Below are 15,393 nucleotides of genomic sequence, written 5' to 3'. Positions count from 1 at the left end.
GGCGGGACGCGGCGTGTGACGGCCATCGCCTTGCAGTAGGTTTGTTCCACTGTGCTTGCGGAGGCCGCTGTTCCTCGGTGCCGTTGTTTTTAGCTGCCGCTGTTCGCAAGCCAACTGTTCAAAGGAGAATGAATGTCCCGTCCGGTTCCAGCCGTCGATGCCCTTCTCGCCACCTACGGCGCTCCGGACGCCTGCGCAGCCGAGCTCCTGTGCGACAGCCACGATCCCGACGCCGTTGCCTTCACCGTGGTTGAAGCCGACCTCTCCGCGGAGGACATCACCTATGGCGAGCTCCGGGAGCGCTCCGAACGTGGCGCGGCTGCCCTGGCGGAGCTCGGGGTTGGTCCCGGAGACGCAGTGGCCACCCTGATGGGAAAGTCGGCGGACCTGGTGGTCATGCTCCTGGCCATTTGGCGGCGCGGGGCGGTCCACGTTCCATTGTTTACAGCCTTTGCGTGGCCGGCCATTGAACTCCGCCTCACAGCCTCCGGCGCAAAGGCTGTGATCACCGACGCCAACCAGCGGGCGAAAATCCAGGAAACCGGGGCCGTCGTCGTCGTTGCCGGTGAAGAAGCCGCCCAGCCGGACCTGGCGCTCACGCCGCTGCTGGCCAGGCAGCAACCCGGGATCGCGTCCGAAACCGTGGGAGGGGACGGTGCCCTGGTGCTGATCTTCACGTCCGGGACCACGGGCGCCCCCAAGGGTGTGCCGGTGCCGGTCCGGGCGCTGGCGGCGTTCCGCCAGTACGTCGAACTGGGCCTGGACGTCAGCGAAGACGATGTCTTCTGGAATGCCGCAGATCCCGGCTGGGCGTACGGCCTGTACTACGGGATCCTGGGTCCCATGGCGGCCGGCCGGCGGAACCTCCTGCTGCGCCCCGGTTTCTCCCCGGAACTGAGCTTCAAAGCGCTGGAGGCGTTCTCCGTCACCAACTTCGCGGCCGCTCCTACGGTGTACCGCACCATGCGCGCGAAAGCCGATGCCGGAACGGGCCCTTTCCACCTTCGGCGTGCCTCATCTGCCGGCGAACCGCTGACCCCGGAGGTGATCAGCTGGGCCCGGGAGGTGCTGGGCGTTCCGGTGCGGGACCACTACGGACAGACAGAACACGGCATGATGATCATCAATGCCTGGCATGACGACGTGCGGACGGAGCTGAGGCCCGGTTCCATGGGCCGGCCGCTGCCGGGATGGAGCTGCGCCGTCCTCAAGGACAACGCCGACGAGCCCGCCGCGCCGGGTGAGCTGGGCCGCGTAGCCGTCAACGTGGCCGGAAGTCCCATGATGTGGTTCACGGGATACCAGGATGCACCCGAGAAGACGGCAGAAAGATTCAATGACGACGGCACGTGGTACCTGACCGGTGACGCCGGCATGGTGGACGCGGACGGCTACTACTTCTTCTCCTCCCGCGATGACGACGTGATCATCATGGCCGGCTACCGGATTGGCCCGTTCGATGTGGAGAGTGTCCTGTCCACTCATCCGGCGGTCCTGGAAAGCGCCGTAGTGGGTGCTCCGGACGAACTGCGCGGAGAAGTCCTTGAGGCGTATGTTGTCCTGGCGGACGGGATAATCGGCAGCGATGCCCTGGTGGCCGAACTGCAGGCCGTGGTCAAGACGCAGTTCGCTGCACACGCTTATCCGCGGCGCATCCACTTCGTGGCGGACCTGCCCAAGACGCCGTCGGGAAAGCTGCAGCGCTACATCCTAAGGCAGCAGCGGGCTGCGGCCGCCGGCAGTTAGCTGACGTGGGGGACGGAAAATCCCCGCCTCTTCCGGCGCCTTTTGCCTCGGGGGCTGTTAGCGTGGAGGCCCAGCCAACGAAGGAGGAGCGATGTCCATCAATTCACCTGACTCACTGCCGGAGGACGAGCCGCAGGAGGGTGCGGCCGGCATCGAAGGATCCGGCAAAGGCAAGGCCGACGGCGGGATCCCCGGCGGCAAGGACGGCGTCGGGATTTCCGATGGCGCCGAGCCCAACACCTTTGAACCCGAAGAGGATCCTGACGCCACCGCAGGGCCGGGGGCTTAACAGTTCCCCTTCGTTCCCCGGCTGCCTCAAGGTTCGATCAAGATTGGCCAAGATGGGGCGAAACGGAAATGTCGCAGGCCTACTGGCCGGTAAGTTTTTCCTGTTTCCACTTTGTTCCCCCGAACACGGAAGCAACAGAAGCCCCCGCGCTGGAGCATGACTCGCGTGGGGGCTTCGCCCCAATCCCCAGACACCTCAGAGCTCGGTGGAGCTCACCATGCGGTAGTGCTCCACTACCGGAAACGGTTCATAGAAGTGGTGCAGCAGCCCGCGCCACCGCTGGTACTCCGGGGAGCAACGGAATCCGATGGTGTGGTCCTCCAACGTCTCCCATTCCACGATCAGCAGGTACGTGTTGGGGGATTCGATGGACCGGGACAACCGCAACGAGATAAAGCCCGGCATCGACGCGATGATGGTCCGGGCCTGGTTGAACGCGGTCTCGAAGTCCCCTTCCTGGCCGGGGATGACCGGAAGCAGCGCGTGTTCGGTGATCATCCGGTATGCGCTTCCCGCTCGGCTGTATCGATCCAATAGCGGCGCTTACCGTTGCGGCTGTCCTCGTAAAGGCCGCCGTTCTTTTCGATCGTTGCGCGCGAGCCGGCATTGTCCTCGTCGCAGGTCAGGAGAACCCGCTCGATCCCTAATGCCCGTGCCAGCGGAAGCGCGTCTGCCAGCGCTTTTGCCGCATGGCCGCGTCGCCGTGCCGAGGGCACGACGCTGTAACCGATGTGGCCACCTTCGTTAAGGAGGTAGTCATTCAGCCTGTGCCTGATGGCCAGCGAACCCAGGAACGAGTCGTCCTCCACGATCCAGAGATAGGTGCACGGTACGTAGCCGGGCTTCCGCACCGTCTCCGGGAGGGCGTCCTTGAGCAGGACCTCGACGAAGCGGCGAAAGACCTGGGGGTCCCTGAGGTCTTCCAGCGGCCATCCTTCCGCGCCGGCGCCGTCAAGATGTGCCCCTTTGAATTCGTCAGTCCCCCGCAGCCAGGAGGAATGCAGTGCAGGGTCCGGAGTGATGAGATGGGCCATCCAAAGATCGTATGTGAAGACTTTGGTTCCGCGGTGCGGCAATACCGGGCCGGCTGGAGGAGTGCGGCCGGCCCGGTATCACCTTGCCGATCAGTTCAGGTCGAAGCGGTCCAGCTCCATGACCTTGGCCCAGGCAGCCACGAAGTCGTTGACGAACTTCTCCCTGGCGTCCTCGCTCGCGTAGACCTCGGCCAGGGCCCGCAGCTGCGAGTTGGAGCCGAAGACCAGGTCCACGGGGGTTGCGGTCCACTTCAGTTCACCGGTGGAGACGTCGGTGATCTCGTAGACGTTCTCCTCGGACTCGGAGGCCTTCCACTTGGTGCCCGGCGAGAGCAGGTTGACGAAGAAGTCGTTCGTCAGGACCTGCGGCTTGTCCGTCAGGACGCCGTGGCTGGAGCCGCCCACGTTGGTGCCAAGGGCGCGCATGCCGCCCACCAGTGCCGTCATTTCCGGCGCCGACAGGTCCAGCATGTACGCCTTGTCCAGCAACAGGGTTTCGGGCTGCAGCTTCTCCCCGGCGCGCAGGTAGTTGCGGAACCCGTCAGCGCGCGGCTGCAGGTACTGGAAGGATTCGACGTCGGTCTGCTCCTGCGCGGCGTCCGTCCGGCCCGGACGGAACGGCACGGTGACGGGGAACCCGGCGTCGGCCGCTGCCTTCTCCACGGCGGCGGCGCCGCCGAGGACGATCAGGTCCGCGAGCGAGACCTTCTTGCCGTTCGCCTGCGCGGAGTTGAACTCCTCCTGTACCCGCTCAAGCACCTGCAGCGCGTTGGAGAGCTGCTCGGGCTCGTGGGCCTCCCAGCTGCGCTGCGGTTCCAGCCGGATCCGGGCACCGTTGGCGCCGCCGCGCTTGTCGGTTTTGCGGTAGGTGGCGGCCGAGGCCCAGGCTGTGCCGGCGAGCTGCGGGATGGTCAGGCCGGAGTCCAGCAGTTTTGCCTTCAGCGAGGCGATGTCCTGTTCGTCGATCAGTTCGTGGTCGACGGCCGGGACGGGGTCCTGCCACAGCTGCGCCTCGGGCACCCAGGGGCCGAGCATGTGCGGGCCCACAGGTCCCATGTCGCGGTGCAGCAGCTTGTACCAGGCCTTGGCGAAGGCCAGGGCAAACTCGTCCGGGTTCTCCCGGAAGCGGCGGCCGATCTTCTCGTAGGTGGGGTCGAAGCGCAGCGACAGGTCGGTGGTCAGCATCGTGGGGCGGTGCTTCTTGTTGGGGTCGTGGGCGTCCGGGATGATCTCGGGCGCGTCCTTGGCCACCCACTGGTTGGCGCCGCCGGGGCTCTTGACCAGTTCCCACTCGTATTCGAACAGGATCTCGAGGAAGCGGTTGCTCCACTGCGTGGGCTTGTCCGTCCAGGTGACCTCGAGACCGGAGGTGATGGTGTCGCCGCCCTTGCCGCTGCCATAGGTGCTGAGCCAGCCCAGGCCCTGCGCCTCAAGATTCGCAGCTTCCGGCTCGGGACCTACGTGCCCGTCGGCGGGAGCAGCGCCGTGGGTCTTGCCGAACGTGTGGCCGCCGGCAATCAGCGCGAAGGTCTCTTCGTCGTTCATCGCCATCCGCTTGAAGGTCTCGCGGATGAACGCAGCAGCGGCCACCGGGTCCGGGTTGCCCATGGGGCCTTCGGGGTTGACGTAGATGAGGCCCATCTCGGTGGCGCCGACGTCGTCCGCCATCTTGCCCTCGGAAACGTAGCGCTCGTCGCCAAGCCAGGCGTCCTCGGGACCCCAGAAGATCTGTTCCGGCTCCCACACGTCCTCGCGGCCGAAGGCGAACCCGAATGTCTTGAATCCCATGGACTCGAGGGCAACGTTGCCCGCAAGGACCAGAAGGTCGGCCCAGGAGACCTTCTGGCCGTACTTCTGCTTTACCGGCCACAGCAGGCGCCGGGCCTTGTCCAGGTTCGCGTTGTCCGGCCAGCTGTTCAGTGGTGCGAACCGCTGGCTGCCGTCCCCTGCGCCGCCGCGGCCGTCATGGACGCGGTAAGTGCCGGCGGCGTGCCAGCTCAGGCGGATCATCAGGCCGCCGTAGTGGCCGAAGTCCGCCGGCCACCATTCCTGGGACGTGGTGAGGACCTGGGTGATGTCCTGCTTGAGGGCCTCGACGTCGAGCTTCTGGAATTCCTCGCGGTAGCTGAAGCCGGGGCCCAGGGGGTTGCTTTCCTGGCCGTGCACGTGGAGCACGGAGAGGTCCAGCTGGTTGGGCCACCAGTCCTGGTTGGTCCGCGGCCGGTGTCCTTTGGGCTGCGGTGAATCGATGGCCGGGTTTTCGCTTTCGCTGCCGTGGGCGGTGGCACCGCCATGGGCCACCGGGCACCCTCCCTCAGCCTTTTGGTCTACTCCCTGTGCGCTTGCGGGCGTGGGAACCGGGGGGTGGTCTTGGCTATCGGTCATGTGCTTCTTCCTTCCGTTGGGCCGAGGCCGCGGTTGGACTCGGGCAGCCGGTCAACCCTCCTATTTGAACATGCACCGGTGACAGCGCAAGTCACGCCTACGCCGCCAGCGAACCACCGCCGTGGCGTGACTGGAGGAGGGCCCGCGCATGGTGGCCACCCCGCTGCCTCAGAGCTGGCGTGCGCTTCCGCGGACAATCAGTTCGCAGGGGAAAACTACTTGGCGCGCAGGTTGCCCGGGGGTGATGATCCGTTCAACCATCATGCGGGCTCCTATTCGCGCCATCTCACGGCTTGGCTGGCGGACGGTGGTGAGGCTGAAGGAATCCCAGGCCGCCATGTCGACGTCGTCGTAACCGATGACCCAGCACTGCTCCGCCGATATCTGATGGGCGCGCAGGGCGTCCAGGGCGCCGAAAGCCATCAGGTCATTGGCGCAGAAGACAGCCTGTGGACGGTCGGACCGCGTGAGCAGCCTGTTCATGATCTGTGCCGCGATGTCATGGGAAAACTGGCCGTTGAAGCGGAGGTGTTCGGGCACTGGCTGTCCCTGGTCGGCCATTCTGTCCAGGAATCCCCGCCCACGGTCCCGCGTGGTGCTGGCGCTTTCCGGGCCGCCGATGAAGGCCACCCGTGTTTTGGCGTGGGCCAGCAGATAGTCGGCGACTGCCGCGCCGCCGTCGGCATTGCTGCTGGTGACCTGGTCGCAGTCAAGCCCTTCCACCACCCGGTTGATCAGGACGATGGGGCTGTTCTTTTCAATCGCTGTCTGCAACTCGATTGAGTCCTCGGTTGCCGTTGTAAAGATAACGCCGTCCACCGCGTGTTCCCTGATGGCCTTCAGCGCGTCCTTGTGGCTGCCGCCCCCGGCGTTCCAGATGACTACGCGGAAACCGGAGGTATCGAGTTCCCGGGTGAGTTCGTCCAGGGCCTCCGAGTAGAAAGGGTTATTAAGGTCTGCCACCACGACTCCGATGGTGTTCGTGCGCCTGGTTTTCATGGCCTGGGCCCCGGCATGGGGCACATAGCCCAGGGTCTCCATGGCGGCCTGCACCCGGGCCCTGGTGGCAGCGGACAGCTTGGGGGACGAGGACATGACCCGGGAGACTGTCGCCTGGGAGACTCCAGCCAGTTCTGCGACGTCGCGGCTCGTCACCATCTGTTTCCGTCCTCTTTTCTTGTTTGGCGGCATTCGTGCGGGCTTTCAGACTAGCCAATCACGTCTGCCGGCACCCTCTGCATCCGACTCAAGGCCGGGTGCAGAGGGCGCCGGCGGAACCGGTTCGTTAGCGGGATGTTGTGGGATCGTGTTCTGCGCTGAGTCCCTTGCGGAGCCGAACCTGGGGAGCGGTTTCCGGCGACCAGAGAGCACCAACGATGGTGATGACCGACGTGACCACCATGTAGAGGGCGACGAGCCAGTAGCGGTCAAACTCCGGACCGATCAGCGCGGTGGCGATCAGTGGGGCGAAGCCACCGGCGAAGACGGCAGCCACCTGTGGGCCGACCGATGCCCCGGAGTAACGGAGCTTGGGTTCGAAGAGTTCGGTGAAGTAGGCCGGTTCAACGGAGTAGCAGAGGTCGCGTCCAACGTTGCAGGTCAGGACCAGGACGAGCAGGACCATGAAGAAGTCACCGGTCTGGACGGCCCAGAAGAAGGGGAACGCCATCAGGAGCATCGTGGCGGCACCGGCGATGACGGTGTAGCGGCGGCCCCAGCGGTCTGATACCCAGCCCCAGAACGGGATGGAGAAGACTCCCAGGCCGGCCATGATCATGGTTGCCAGCAGGATGGTGTTCTTCTCCAGCAGGACAGCGGGACCGTAGGCGAGGAGGAAGGTTGTGTAGATGTAGTAGTTCGCGTTTTCGGCGAAGCGCATCATGATGACCTTGAGGATGGTCAGCGGCCGGGTCTTGATGACCTTGACCACGGGCATTTTCTCGATCTCACCCTTGCGCTTGATTTCCTCGAACGCCGGGGATTCGTCCACCTTGCTGCGGATGTAGAAGGAGAGCACTACCAGCAGGATCGATACGAGGAACGGGATGCGCCAGCCCCACGAAATGAAAGCCTCCGGCGAGATCAGGAAGCCCATGACGTAGAAGGCGCCGTTGGCCAGCAGTGTTCCTGCCGGTACGCCGATCTGCGGCCAGGAGCCAAAGAAGCCTCGGCGCTTGGCAGGGGCGAACTCGGTTGCCATAAGGGCTGCTCCGCCCCATTCACCGCCGACGCCGATGCCCTGGACGATGCGCAGGAGCACCAGCAGGATCGGGGCGGCCATGCCGATGGTGGCGAAGTTGGGCAGGCAGCCGATAAGGAAGGTGCCGCCGCCCATCAGGCCCAGCGTCATCATGAGCATTTTCTTCCGGCCCAGGCGGTCACCGAAGTGGGCAAAGATGAAGCCACCGATGGGGCGGGCAGCGAAGCCGATGGCGTAGGTGCTGAAGGACAGCAGGATGCCCACGAAGGGGCTCGCGTTCGGGAAGAACTGGCTGTTCAGGATGATGGCGGCTGCGACGCCGTAAACGTAAAAGTCGTACCACTCGATGCAGCTGCCCAGGACTGATGAGACCAGGGCCTTGCGGCGCATCTTCGGATCAATAGCGGGTGGCGCTGCGGTTGTCGTGGGGGTGCTCATTATGAGACTCCTTTGTCTTCGACCGGACAGTGACGGCAGCCACATCAGCTACCTCGTGCCATGGAGTGTATACGTAAACATGACAACAAGACAACGTCTTGCCGTGACCGATGCATACGTATACACTCATTTCCCATGCAGGCCTGCTGGCCTGGTCCGGGGCGCTCCATAAGTCGCCCATCGATGAAGATGGAAGGTATTGCTCATGACCGTCACAACAGCAACCAGCTCGGCCGTTAACTCCGTGATGTTGAAAGAGCCGGCCCAGAACAGCGTGAACCGGGGCAGCACGCCCGAGGTGCGCGCCACCGTTGAAGGCGTCATCGCGGACATCCGTGAACGTGGCGACGCGGCAGTCCGCGAATACTCGGAGAAGTTCGACAAGTACGCACCCGAGTCATTCCTGCTCACCAAGGAGCAGCTGGAGGAAATCCTGGCCCGCGTTCCCGAACAGACCATCGAGGACATCAAGTTTGTCCAGGAGCAGGTCCGGGTCATGGCGCAGAAGCAGCGTGAGTCACTGACCGACTTCGAAATTGAAACCCTTCCGGGCGTATTCCTTGGCCAGAGGAACGTTCCCGTTCAGGCTGCCGGCGCCTACATTCCCGGCGGAAAGTACCCGCTGCTGGCCAGCGCACACATGACCATCATTACTGCCAAGGTGGCCGGCGTTGAACGCGTGGCCGCCTGCACCCCGCTGATCCAGGGCGAGGTCCCCGACGCTACGGTCGCCGCCATGTATCTTGCCGGCGCTGATGAGATCTACCTGCTCGGCGGCATCCAGGCCGTGGCGGCCCTCGCCATCGGCACCGAGACCATCAAGCCGGTCAACATGCTGGCCGGGCCCGGCAACGCCTTCGTCGCGGAAGCCAAGCGCCAGCTCTTCGGCGAAGTCGGCATCGACCTTTTCGCCGGCCCCACTGAAGTCCTGGTTGTTGCCGATGAGCACGCAGACCCGTTCATCGTCGCCGTCGACCTTCTCTCCCAGGCCGAACACGGGCCCGATTCGCCCGCAGTCCTGATCACCACCAGTGAAGAGCTGGGCCGGAAGGTCATTGAGCACATCGATACGATCCTCGTGGACATGCCCACGCGCGACTACGCCGGTGCGGCATGGCGCGACTGGGGTGCCGTCCACGTTGTTGAAACCCTGGACGACGCCTACGTCCTGGCGGACGAGTACGCCTACGAACACGTACAGATCCTTACCGAGAACCCCCGCGAAGCACTGGAGAAGATGCACGACTACGGTGCGCTGTTCCTCGGCGAGGGAACCTGCGTCTCCTACGGCGACAAGGTCATCGGCACCAACCACGTGCTGCCTACCCGCGGCGCCGCACGCTACACCGGCGGCCTCTGGGTCGGTAAGTACCTGCGCACCGTCACCTACCAGGAAGTGACCAACACCGAATCGAGCGCCTTCTTCGGCGAACTCTGCGGACGTGCCGCCCGCGTGGAACGGTTCGAAGGACATGCACGGTCCGGCGACGTCCGTGCGGCGAAGTACCGCGGCACCACCCTGCCCTGGTCGGACCACGCCTTCGGCAACTAGGAAGAACCGGTGCCCGATTTCCGCCTGGACGGCAAGAAAGCACTGGTCACCGGAGCAGCCCGCGGGCTCGGCAAGGCCATCGCCGATGGCCTTGCCGAGTCCGGCGCGACTGTCTACGGAACCAGCCGTGACGCTGAAAGCGCACGCCTCATCAGTGAACGCTACGGGACTCCCGCCTTTCCCGTTGACGTCAGGGAACCCGCGCAAATCGTCGAATTCGCCGACGACCTCATGCAGGAAAGCGGTGGCATCGACCTGCTCGTCAACAACGCCGGCGTCAACGTGCCCAAGCCCGCGCTCGAACTCACAACGGACGACTGGGACACGGTCTTTGATACCAACCTCAAAGGCAGCTTCTTCCTGACCACCGCGCTGGCCCGCCACTGGATAGAAAACGGAACCCGGGGGGCGATCGTCAACGTTGCGTCGCAGGCGGGAATCGTCGGAATCGAGGAACGGGCTGCCTACGGCACCAGCAAGGCCGGCCTGATCCACCTCACCAAGATCCTTGCCCTGGAGTGGGCCCAAGCCGGAATCCGCGTCAACGCCGTCGCACCCACCTTCGTGCGCACGGAACTGACCGCTTCAACCCTCAGCCGCCCCGACTGGGCAGCCGAACTCCTGTCCAGGATCCCCATCGGCCGCTTCGGGGAACCGGAGGACATCGCAGGGGCTGTGGCGTTTCTCCTGAGCGATGGCGCTTCACTGATCACAGGACACACCCTGGCCATCGACGGCGGCTACACCATCCGCTGATAGGCCCCTTCTGCGTTCCGCTGCCCAGCAAATACTTCCGAGGAGTACGTTCATGACCACCAGAGACACCATTTCAACCACCGCCGTCGTGGGGTGCGGCTATATGGGCGGCGGAATGGCCCAGGTGCTGGCCCTGCACGGCTACCACGTCATGCTGGGCGATGTCGACGGCGAAACGGCAGAAGGTGCCCGCGTCCGGCTTGTGCAGCAGGCGCGGGACTTTGAGGCCAACGGGCTCCTGCCTGAGGGGGCCTCGAACATCATCGAGGGGAACCTCGTCGCGGCCGCGAGCATCGAGGAGGCAGTAGCGGCGGCGGACTACATCGCTGAGGCAGTCCCGGAAAAGCCGGACCTTAAAGCCATGATCCTTCGCAGGGTCTCGGCCGCCGCACCGCCCCACGCGATCATCGGAACGAACACGTCCGCCATCCCCATCGGTGACCTCGCGGTGTCAGTGACGCATCCGGCGCGGTTCCTGGGCGTCCACTGGATGAATCCCGCGCCGTTCATCCCCGGAGTTGAACTCATTCCCGGCCAGGACACCGACCCGGCTGTCCTCGACCGCGCCGAAGAGCTCATCCGCAGCCTGGGCAAGGCGCCGGCCAGGGTGGCGGACACACCGGGGTTCGTCGCGAACAGGCTTCAATTCGCGCTGTACAAGGAGGCGGCCCGGATCGTTGAAGAAGGCGTTGCGAAACCAGACCAGATCGATGCCGTGGTCAGCAATACGTTCGGATTCCGACTGGCGTTGTTCGGCCCCTTCGCCATCGGCGACATGGCAGGACTGGACGTGTACGAGTCCGCATACCGCACCCTGGAGAAGGCGTACGGTGAACGGTTCGCCGCCCCGGAGGCCCTCGTTGCCACTGTCAACGAAGGCAATATCGGGCTGAAGAGCGGCCACGGCTTCCTCGACATCGACCCCGCAGAAAAGGCAGCCCTCCTCGCTTACCGCGACGACGCCTACGCTCGCTTGTCCCAGCTCCGTGCGGAGCTGGGAGACGCGCCGGGGCTGTAGCTGCACCTGCCCTCGTACGCCGCCAGCGAACCGGCAGTTTTCCGGTGAAATGCCCCGGTCAATCCCCAGCTCACGGACGTACACTGACCTTCGCACAGGTTTTGTGGACACCCCGTCACGTTGGAGCCGCCCATGCTCTGGAAGCTGCTTGTCGAATACCTGCGGCCGCACCGCGCGCTGCTGGTCGCCGTCGTCATTTTCCAATTGGCGCAGTCCATCGCGTCGCTGTACCTGCCCACCCTGAACGCGGACATCATCGACCAGGGTGTGGCCCGGGGCGACACCGGCTACATCCTGTCCACCGGCAGTGTCATGCTGCTGATCACGCTGGCCCAGATCGCCTGCGCGGTGATTGCCGTGTACTTCGGGGCGAAGGCCGCGATGGGCCTGGGCCGGGACCTGCGCGGCGCCATCTTCGAACGGGTGGGCGGGTTCTCGGAGCAGGAAGTCACCAGGTTCGGCGCGCCCAGCCTGATCACCCGTTCCACCAACGACGTCCAGCAGGTCCAGCAGCTGGTGCTGATGTCCGCCACGCTGATGGTGGCCGCACCCATGCTCAGCATCGGCGGGGTGATCATGGCCATCCGGCAGGACGCCCAGCTCTCGTGGCTCATTGCCGTGTGCGTCCCGGTGCTGCTGATCGCCGTCGGCCTGATTGTTACGCGGATGGTGCCGCTGTTCCGCAAAATGCAGGCCCGGATCGATACCGTGAACCGCGTCCTGCGCGAGCAGCTCACCGGCATCCGGGTGGTGCGGGCGTTCGTGCGCGAGGACATGGAGACGGAGCGGTTCGCCGGGGCCAACACAGACGTCACGGACGTTGCCCTCCGCGCCGGCCGGCTGATAGCGCTGATGTTCCCCACGGTCATGCTGATCCTGAACGTCTCCAGCGTGGCCGTGATCTGGTTCGGCGCGTTCCGGATCGAGGACGGGTCCATGCAGGTGGGCACCTTGATCGCGTTCCTGAGCTACCTGATGCAGATCCTGATGTCCGTCATGATGGCCACGTTCATGGCGGTGATGATCCCGCGCGCATCGGTGTCCGCGGACCGCATCGGCGAGGTGCTGGGCACCAGCTCCAGCGTGGTGCCGCCGGCTAACCCGGTCAGCAGCGCGGTGCGGCGCGGCGAGCTGGAAATGCGCGACGTCGGATTCGCCTACCCGGGTGCCGAGCATCCGGTCCTGGCCGGGATCAGCTTCACCGCCCGCGCGGGGGAGACGACGGCGATCATCGGCAGCACGGGGTCGGGCAAGACCACCCTGGTGAACCTGATGCCGCGGCTCTTCGACGTCACCTCCGGGGCGGTCCTGATGGATGGCGTGGACGTCCGGGACCTGGACCCGGACCTGCTCTGGGGGCACATCGGCCTGGTGCCGCAGCGGCCCTACCTCTTCTCCGGCACCGTGCGCAGCAACCTGCTGTACGGCAACCCGGACGCTACGGAGGACGAGCTGTGGACCGCACTCGAGATCGCCCAGGCGCGGGACTTCGTGGAGCGGATGGAGGAGGGGCTGGACGCGCCCATCTCGCAGGGCGGCACGAACGTTTCCGGCGGCCAGCGGCAGCGGCTGGCCATCGCCCGGGCACTGGTGAAGAGGCCCGAGCTCTACATTTTTGACGACTCCTTCTCCTCGCTGGACACCGGCACCGATGCCCGGCTGCGGCAGGCCCTCAAGCGCAACATCGCGGGGGCCACGATGGTGGTCATCGCCCAGCGCGTGTCCAGCATCGTGGATGCGGACCAGATCTTGGTGCTTGACGACGGCAGGATCGTTGCGCACGGAACGCACCATGAGTTGCTGGAGACATCGGAGACGTACCGCGAGATTGTGTCGTCCCAGCTGGCGGCGGAGGAGACGGTATGAGTCACGGACCCACTCAGGCGCGCGGCACCAAAGGTGCGCCTGCCTTCGGAAGCGGCCAGGCCGACGTCGTACGCATTCCCAGGCCGCGCGGCGGCCCCGGGCATGGCGGACCGTTTGCCGGGATGAACGTCCCGGCGGAGAAGGCGATGAACTTCGGCGCGTCCGCCAAGCGGCTGCTGGGCACGCTGCGGCCGGAACGGTTCTGGCTGGTGCTGGTGCTGCTGATGGCCGTCGCGGGCGTGGTGCTGCAGGTGATCGGGCCGCGGCTGCTGGGCGAGGGCACCAACCTGATTTTCGCCGGGGTGGTGTCCAAGCAGCTGCCGCCGGGGATGTCGCAGGCGCAGCTGATTGCGATGCTGCGGGCGTCGGGGGAGAACCAGAAGGCGGACATGCTCAGCGCCATGACGCTGACGCCGGGGCAGGGGATCGACTTCGCTGCCCTCGCCGGCGTGCTGACGTGGGCGCTGGTGCTGTATGTGCTGGGCTCGGCGTTCATGTGGGGGACGGCGTATGTGCTGAACGGCGTAGTCCAGCGGACGGTGTTCGGGTTGCGCGAGCAGATTGAGGCCAAGATCAACCGGCTTCCGCTGCGGTACTTCGACACGATCCAGCGCGGCGAGCTGCTCAGCCGGGTGACCAACGACGTGGACAACATCTCGCAGAGCCTGCAGCAGTCCATTTCGCAGGCCGTGACGTCGGTGCTGACAGTGCTGGGCGTGCTGGTGATGATGTTCATCCTGTCGCCCACGCTGGCGCTGATCGCGCTGGTGACCATCCCGCTGACGCTGGGGATCACCGCCCTGATCGCCAAGCGCTCGCAGAAGCTGTTCGTGCAGCAGTGGAAGAACACCGGCGAGTTGAACGGGCAGATCGAGGAGACCTACACCGGGCATGCGCTGGTGAAGGTGTTCGGCCGGCAGCGGGAGGTGGGGGACCGGTTCCGGCAGAAGAACGCCGAGCTGTATGAGGCGAGCTTCGGGGCGCAGTTCATTTCCGGGCTGATCATGCCGGCCATGACGTTCATCGGGAACCTGGTGTACGTGGGGATTGCGGTGGTGGGCGGCCTGCAGGTGGCATCCGGGGCGATGCAGCTGGGCGATGTGCAGGCGTTCATCCAGTACTCGCGGCAGTTCACGCAGCCGCTGGCGCAGCTGGGGTCGATGGCTAACCTGCTGCAGTCCGGCGTTGCGTCCGCCGAGCGGGTGTTCGAGTTGCTGGATACGGAGGAGCAGTCTGCGGATCCTCCTGTTTTGCAGAGTCCGGACGGGCGTGCGCGGGGGCGGTTGGTGTTTGAGGACGTGTCGTTCTCGTATTCGCCGGACAAGCCGCTGATTACTGGGTTGTCTCTCGTTGCGGAGCCGGGGCAGACGGTGGCGATCGTGGGGCCAACCGGGGCGGGCAAGACGACGCTGGTGAACCTGATGATGCGGTTCTACGAGCTGGATGGCGGGCGGATCACGCTGGACGGGGTGGACATCACCACCATGACCCGGCACGACCTGCGCTCGCGGATGGGCATGGTGCTGCAGGATACGTGGCTGTTCGGCGGGACCATCCGCGACAACATCGCTTACGGACGGCCTACTGCTACTTCTTCGGAGGTTCTGGAGGCCGCGCGGGCTACGTATGTGGACCGGTTCGTGAAATCCTTGCCCGAGGGGTACGACACCGTGCTGGACGATGAAGGGTCCAACGTGTCCGCGGGTGAGAAGCAGCTGCTGACGATTGCCAGGGCGTTCCTGGCGCAGCCGTCGGTGCTGATCCTGGACGAGGCAACGTCCTCGGTGGATACCCGGACCGAGGTGCTGGTGCAAAAGGCCATGAGTGCTTTGAGGAGCGACCGGACTTCATTTGTGATCGCGCACCGCCTGTCCACGATCCGCGACGCCGACCTCATCCTGGTGATGGAGAACGGGCAGATCGTGGAGCAGGGGACGCACGCGTCACTGCTGGCTGCCGGCGGGGCCTACGCCCGGCTGTACGAGGCCCAGTTCGCGGCTCCTGTGGCGGAGGTTTGAGGCCTGACGCGAATGGACGCTTTACAGGCGGACGACGGCGGGAGGTCCCGTCATCGTCCGCCTGTAACACGGGAACGAGGTCGGCTTCACA

The 15,393-nt window shown here is 65.2% G+C and carries 12 protein-coding genes; 7 read left to right on the top strand and 5 right to left on the bottom strand.

Going from position 1 to position 15,393, the window contains the following annotated elements; all coding sequences use genetic code 11:
• The first annotated feature begins 132 nt into the window (after positions 1 to 132).
• On the top strand, positions 133 to 1,746 hold the full coding sequence (locus tag K4G53_RS00645; RefSeq protein ID WP_221383564.1) for an AMP-binding protein: 1,614 nt from the start codon (positions 133 to 135) through the stop codon (positions 1,744 to 1,746).
• A 91-nt stretch (positions 1,747 to 1,837) separates the two neighbouring features.
• Entirely contained in the window at positions 1,838 to 2,035 is a 198-nt protein-coding gene (locus tag K4G53_RS00640; protein WP_221383563.1) for a hypothetical protein, read from the top strand.
• 195 nt (positions 2,036 to 2,230) lie between these two features.
• Here the strand turns inward: K4G53_RS00640 and K4G53_RS00635 are convergent, their stop codons facing one another.
• From K4G53_RS00635 to K4G53_RS00615, 5 genes are all read right to left on the bottom strand, one after another.
• Positions 2,231 to 2,533 (bottom strand): antibiotic biosynthesis monooxygenase, encoded by a 303-nt coding sequence (locus K4G53_RS00635; RefSeq protein WP_221383562.1) that lies wholly within the window; start codon positions 2,531 to 2,533, stop codon positions 2,231 to 2,233.
• A complete protein-coding gene (locus K4G53_RS00630; RefSeq protein WP_221383561.1) occupies positions 2,530 to 3,069 on the bottom strand; it encodes a GNAT family N-acetyltransferase in 540 nt (179 codons plus the stop codon). The genes K4G53_RS00635 and K4G53_RS00630 overlap by 4 nt, the downstream gene beginning before the upstream one ends.
• Before the next feature lie 90 nt (positions 3,070 to 3,159).
• Positions 3,160 to 5,454: a catalase/peroxidase HPI gene (gene katG, locus K4G53_RS00625; protein ID WP_221383560.1), complete on the bottom strand. Its 2,295-nt coding sequence runs from the start codon at positions 5,452 to 5,454 to the stop codon at positions 3,160 to 3,162.
• Positions 5,455 to 5,622: 168 nt separating this feature from the next.
• Entirely contained in the window at positions 5,623 to 6,612 is a 990-nt protein-coding gene (locus K4G53_RS00620; protein WP_221383559.1) for a LacI family DNA-binding transcriptional regulator, read from the bottom strand.
• Positions 6,613 to 6,739: 127 nt separating this feature from the next.
• Positions 6,740 to 8,092 (bottom strand): MFS transporter, encoded by a 1,353-nt coding sequence (locus tag K4G53_RS00615; protein WP_221383558.1) that lies wholly within the window; start codon positions 8,090 to 8,092, stop codon positions 6,740 to 6,742.
• Positions 8,093 to 8,297: 205 nt separating this feature from the next.
• Between K4G53_RS00615 and hisD the strand changes: the two genes are divergently transcribed.
• The 5 genes from hisD to K4G53_RS00590 all read left to right on the top strand — a co-directional run bounded on the left by hisD (position 8,298) and on the right by K4G53_RS00590 (position 15,302).
• Positions 8,298 to 9,644, top strand: coding sequence for a histidinol dehydrogenase (gene hisD, locus K4G53_RS00610; protein WP_260322963.1), 1,347 nt, complete (start codon positions 8,298 to 8,300; stop codon positions 9,642 to 9,644).
• 9 nt (positions 9,645 to 9,653) lie between these two features.
• Positions 9,654 to 10,400, top strand: a complete 747-nt coding sequence (locus tag K4G53_RS00605) for an SDR family NAD(P)-dependent oxidoreductase (RefSeq protein ID WP_221383557.1) — start codon at positions 9,654 to 9,656, stop codon at positions 10,398 to 10,400.
• A 52-nt stretch (positions 10,401 to 10,452) separates the two neighbouring features.
• The gene (locus tag K4G53_RS00600) at positions 10,453 to 11,418 is read left to right on the top strand and encodes a 3-hydroxyacyl-CoA dehydrogenase family protein (RefSeq protein ID WP_221383556.1); all 966 of its coding nucleotides are present in this window, start codon (positions 10,453 to 10,455) and stop codon (positions 11,416 to 11,418) included.
• A 132-nt stretch (positions 11,419 to 11,550) separates the two neighbouring features.
• Positions 11,551 to 13,284: an ABC transporter ATP-binding protein gene (locus K4G53_RS00595; protein ID WP_221383555.1), complete on the top strand. Its 1,734-nt coding sequence runs from the start codon at positions 11,551 to 11,553 to the stop codon at positions 13,282 to 13,284.
• Positions 13,281 to 15,302 carry an ABC transporter ATP-binding protein gene (locus K4G53_RS00590; RefSeq protein ID WP_308287790.1) on the top strand — a complete coding sequence of 674 codons (2,022 nt, stop codon included), beginning with the start codon at positions 13,281 to 13,283 and terminating at the stop codon, positions 15,300 to 15,302. Before K4G53_RS00595 ends, K4G53_RS00590 begins: the two co-directional genes overlap by 4 nt.
• The last annotated feature ends 91 nt before the right edge of the window (positions 15,303 to 15,393 follow it).

It is taken from the genome of Arthrobacter sp. MAHUQ-56, assembly GCF_019710585.1.
Taxonomy (GTDB): domain Bacteria; phylum Actinomycetota; class Actinomycetes; order Actinomycetales; family Micrococcaceae; genus Arthrobacter.
This window is presented reverse-complemented; position numbering and strand designations above follow the sequence as displayed.